This window comes from Bacillus sp. LL01, from assembly GCF_001037965.1.
The window spans coordinates 1-4,591 of sequence record NZ_LFEL01000151.1 but is presented as its reverse complement, the minus strand read 5'-3'; the positions used below and the strand labels follow the sequence as shown (position 1 = coordinate 4,591).

The following is a 4,591-nucleotide window of genomic DNA, read 5'->3' as shown; positions in this document are numbered from 1 at the left end:
CGTACATACATCCTCTCTTTCCTAAAGTCAAAAGAACATTTGTTACCCCTTTTGACAATAAATAGTAAATCAAGTCTTTATCTGTCACATTATCGTCATCCACATCCGCTACAATCTTAGCCTCATGTTCGTTCACAACCAAAATATCTATTAATGGTAAAAGAGCACTAGGAATTTTTCTTGCCGGTGCTGGGTTTAGTAGCACTTTCATCCCTTCGGCTGCCGCTAATTTAATCGCCGATGCTGTTATGCCCCACGGGATTTCATTTTGGACAATTAGCCATTCCCCTGACTTAAACACATCCTTGCTGTTCCATGTTACATATTGATTAGCACCTGTCGCTAATATGATGCGATTCTCACCATTTTCTTCTACTGTGATCATCGCAGTCCCTGAGGCCCCCTGGACCCCTTTTACATAGTTGACTCCAACTAGGTTGACTCTCAATGAATTCATTAAGGCCTCTCCATATGGATCATTACCAACCGCTCCGACCATTTCTACAGTCGCGCCTAAGCGTGCTGCTGCAACAGCCTGATTCGCCCCCTTACCACCAGGATACCAGGAGAAGTCTGTTCCCCTAAGTGTTTCACCAGCTTTCGGATAACGCTTAACCGTTACGACTAGGTCACTATTTATGCTACCTACTACAATTATATTAGCCATATGACCTCACTAACTCCTTTTATATTTCTGTATGTGAACGCCTATTTTGATATTCCTCTTGTAAACCGAGTTCCTTATTGATCAGCCATTCCATCTCTTCTAAATCTTCTCTCAGCACGATTGGGTCATACTCTGACCACTGAATGACATAAACAAAATAATAAGATCCTATCTTGCTAAAAATAACTGGAGAATCAGGAAAATGATCAAAAAAAGCTTTTAACCGATTTCTTTTCATATACGAATAGCGTTCAAGCTTCAAATTATCACCTACTATCTCCAATAGAAGTTCTTTTACATGCACATTTATTATACAACTTGTATAATAAAATAAAAACGAAGGTGAGTTATCCATTATGAAGAATTTTTCCATCTATCGTATTTTCACCATCGTCTTTATGAGTAGTAAATTTTTCTTTCAAATTATGAACTTTCAACGTAAACATCGTAATAAGTGGGATCATGAAAAATGGAATAACCTGTTGCTCGCACAAGCACGGGAGTATAAACGAAAAGCATTAAGACTTGAAGGTCTTCTCATTAAACTAGGCCAGTTCTTAGCCACACGTGCCGATCTATTGCGGGAGGTTTTTTTACAAGAATTAACTGATTTAGTTGATCATGTACCCCCCGTACCATGGAATGAAACCAAAAAGGTACTTGAACAAGAGTGGGGCAACCTTATAAAAATATTTTAACAAGCTGTACCGAAGAGCCAATCGCATCTGCTTCCATTGGACAAGTCCATAAAGCAACCTTACAGTCAGGAGATGTTGTCGCGTTAAAAGTTCAACGTCCAACGATCTCAAAAGTCATCAAGGCAGACTTACGAGCATTATCAATCGTTATGTTTTTAGCCGGTCGCTTCACGATCATTGGCAAAACCATGAACACAAAACAATTATTTTCAGAAGTTGAACGTGTCATTTCTGCTGAACTAGATTTTAAGCAAGAACTACAAAACGGGTTACTGTTTCAGGAAAAATATGCAGACTCAGAAGGTGTTCACATTCCTAGCTTCAATGAGAGTTTAACGACTAAGAARGTATTAGTGATGGAATGGATTGAAGGCACGAGCGTGATTGATAAGACACAGATTGAATTACTCCCTTATTCAAAGGATCAATTAGCCAAAAACTTACTTGCACTATTTTTAGAGCAGCTATTACGAGAAGGCATTTTTCTTGCAGACCCTCATCCGGGAAACATTTTATTAAAACAAGATGGAACGATTGTGTTAATAGACTTGGGATGGTTGCGTCAATTAAAAAGCAAGATAGCAAGGAACTACAATTACTCGTTGAAGGCCTTGTATTAAATGATTATGAACAAGTCGTTCATTCGTTCATTCATTAGATAAGCTACACTTCCTTTTACCTCATGCTGATAAACACCAAATAGAGCGTATGTGTAAGGATTTTTTGGATGTAGCTCTCACAGCTAATGTGAATGGTTGGGATGAGGATGTAATGAATCACCTTTTAGCAGATTTTAGACTTTTATTACGTGATTTGCCTGTTCAGATGCCTTGTGAGTTCGCTTTTTTAGGAAGAGCAGTATCTACATTAACGGGGGTTCTGTATAGTATTGACCCTAAACTAGATCTTTTTGAACACGGCAAACCGATTGTTCTTGATTGGCTTGAAGAAAATAATCGAGACGAAGAAACGGGTACACCCTTTGGAAATAAATGGTTACAAGCGTTATCACGTACCTTGATCTCCTTACCAAAGCGATTGGATGCACTACTAGACGAGCCTAAACTTCTTCGACAACAGCAAGAAAAACATCACAATGAGAAAAGACATACTGACTACAAACGATGGTCTAGACACTATTCTTTTGTCTTCTTTTTACTAGGGGTCATTAGTACACTAGGTGCACTATTACTTGAGCATCATCCCTTTTTTATCGGGAGTAGTATTGTTTTACTCGTAGGATTGATTTCATTTTTCATCTCAAGTAGAAAACTACAATCATAAGAGGAATTCAGATGAATGAAAAGAAACTTGAAACAACGGAGAAAGTAGGAACAAAAGAAATTAGGTTAGAAGGTTTAGAAAATGGTTACCGCCTTACCGTACAAACGGATGAAGAAGAACTCCGCAAGCACCGCAGGATTGGAGGAGCTTTCATTAACTTGCTTCGCCAATTTGAAAAAGCAGGCTATAAACTCCCTTTCCCATTATCTTGGATTTTGAACTTCTGGAATCCTATAGCAAGCGTCCGAATTAAAAGTAAAGAGAAGCGCCAACAAAGCGCTTCTCTTTACTTTCGTATCATGACTTTACTCATCATAGCATCTTCCATTTTCTCTACCCATTCAATGATGTTCATCTCAACTAGCACCATTATTCTCCAAAGAAAAAATAGAAAAGGAAGGTGAGGCTCTCTCCCATATATCTCTCCTACTAATTTCGCTACAAGAGTTCCTCCGTTTTCATCCATAAGATTTAAAAGCTTACTATCATAATAAGAGTAATCAAGATGCTCGTAAATAAAGTCAGCCCTTCGAATTCTAAGATCACTCTCTTCTTTTTTTAATTCGTTCCATGTTAGCTGCAGCTGCCTAATTGCATCACTAGATAATTCAATCGGCAGAAAATGCGCTTCAAGCCTTTCAGGAGGTAACTCTCGAACTAATAAAGGTCCTCTGACACGATTTAAAGAGAGGAATGTAGCTTCATTAACTGAATCGAGTTCATCTATCAAATACATCATCGCGATCTCATCAGCCGCTTCTTCGCCAACCCAAAAAGTTATTTCATGGCCTTTATTTACAGCTTCTTGTATTTTTACAACTTGTTGTTGAAATTGCTTTAAAAGTGCTCCTCTTTCCTCTTCACCTGCTTTTACTCCAAATATCACCGATAACTCTTTCATTCGTTTTCTCTCATCTACTAAAGACCCTAGTTGAAGATAAGGCTCGAATACTAACACCTCACCAGAGAAGGGAATGATTGTCTCTTGGAACGCTTGTGTAAATGTAGCCTTAGCGGCATGTGAAAATAGAATATGTAGCATCTCTCTCTCCTTTCGCATGAATAAAAGCCTCTAATTACGATCAGAATATCATGCTCTTATCCCACTGCCAAATTTCTTTTCTTGAACTTTCTTTTTAAATTTATTTCGATTTTTAAAATTTTTTCATTACGAAATAGTTTTCATTCATCCGAATAGTGAGTATAGAACCCGGACTAAATGCCCACTTACGATATTAGTATATTAATAATTATTGTAGAAAAAGAATAATCAGTAAGAATTTTGCTGGTTTTATCTTGCATGACTTTTGACACAGATGTCTATGTTACCCTCTCATTCTACATAAACAGGCACTAATACTCAATTTTGGTAAAGTATGWAGGAATATGTAATATTTAATAGAATATTGCCATTATAACGAAAATAATCGTGTTTTTAGTGCGGATCCCACTAGAGATCTATTATTTTCAACTTACTAAAAGGAGATGAGCTATTTTATGAAACGAACCTTCCAAACGTTCGTCATCTATACAATGGTACTTGCACTTGCTCTTACCAGTTTTGGGACGGCGTCATTTGCGAATAATCAAAGAGACCTTTCTCTTGCAGAAATAATGGGAGAAATTGATACAAAATCTTCTGCTCCTACTACTGTGATTGTTGAGTTAGAAGAAGAATCTATTATTGAAGCAAAGCATAAAGGCAAGAACCAATCTAAGCAAAATTTAAAAGCTAAGCGTGACCAAGTTAAACACAGCGTACTGAAAGAAACATCTTCTAGCAAAATCGGACAAGAGTATGAGTACATATTCTCTGGGTTTGCCGTTGAGTTAAAAAGTAATGAAATTCCAAACCTCCTGACGATTCCAGGAGTAAAAGCTATTTACCCTGATGTTGAATATACGACTACAACAATTGATGAAGGGTATATGATTGAAGAGG

Annotated in this window: 7 protein-coding genes; 4 read left to right on the top strand and 3 right to left on the bottom strand. The window is 37.4% G+C overall.

The genetic code is table 11. From position 1 onward, the window contains the following. Together AB685_RS26730 and AB685_RS26725 are read right to left on the bottom strand one after the other, a co-directional pair. On the bottom strand, positions 1-667 hold a 667-nt coding region (locus AB685_RS26730), incomplete at its 3' end, for a ribokinase (protein WP_047973630.1). 19 nt (positions 668-686) lie between these two features. Next, complete coding sequence (locus AB685_RS26725) at positions 687-971, bottom strand: hypothetical protein (protein WP_241773393.1); 285 nt, start codon at positions 969-971, stop codon at positions 687-689. A gap of 52 nt (positions 972-1,023) precedes the next feature. Between AB685_RS26725 and AB685_RS29940 the strand changes: the two genes are divergently transcribed. The 3 genes from AB685_RS29940 (at position 1,024) to AB685_RS29930 (ending at position 2,649) form a co-directional block, all read left to right on the top strand. Next, complete coding sequence (locus tag AB685_RS29940; protein WP_053073966.1) at positions 1,024-1,365, top strand: hypothetical protein; 342 nt, start codon at positions 1,024-1,026, stop codon at positions 1,363-1,365. After that, positions 1,338-1,985, top strand: coding sequence for an AarF/ABC1/UbiB kinase family protein (locus AB685_RS29935; RefSeq protein WP_053073965.1), 648 nt, complete (start codon positions 1,338-1,340; stop codon positions 1,983-1,985). Before AB685_RS29940 ends, AB685_RS29935 begins: the two co-directional genes overlap by 28 nt. A gap of 151 nt (positions 1,986-2,136) precedes the next feature. Then, positions 2,137-2,649, top strand: a complete 513-nt coding sequence (locus AB685_RS29930) for a DUF3784 domain-containing protein (RefSeq protein ID WP_128755954.1) — start codon at positions 2,137-2,139, stop codon at positions 2,647-2,649. A 286-nt stretch (positions 2,650-2,935) separates the two neighbouring features. Here AB685_RS29930 and AB685_RS26715 read toward each other — a convergent pair whose 3' ends face one another. Next, positions 2,936-3,691 (bottom strand): DUF3658 domain-containing protein, encoded by a 756-nt coding sequence (locus tag AB685_RS26715; protein WP_047973629.1) that lies wholly within the window; start codon positions 3,689-3,691, stop codon positions 2,936-2,938. Positions 3,692-4,146: 455 nt separating this feature from the next. Here AB685_RS26715 and AB685_RS26710 point away from each other — a divergent pair. Continuing rightward, positions 4,147-4,591: protease inhibitor I9 family protein (locus AB685_RS26710; protein WP_047973628.1), on the top strand; the 445-nt coding region annotated here is incomplete at its 3' end.

Excerpts from the sequence above, each read along its gene's own strand:
- AB685_RS29940 (WP_053073966.1), top strand. The coding sequence starts at position 1,024 with ATGAAGAATTTTTCCATCTATCGTATTTTCACCATCGTCTTTATGAGT.
- AB685_RS29930 (WP_128755954.1), top strand. The coding sequence starts at position 2,137 with ATGAATCACCTTTTAGCAGATTTTAGACTTTTATTACGTGATTTGCCT.
- AB685_RS26715 (WP_047973629.1), bottom strand. The coding sequence starts at position 3,691 with ATGCTACATATTCTATTTTCACATGCCGCTAAGGCTACATTTACACAA.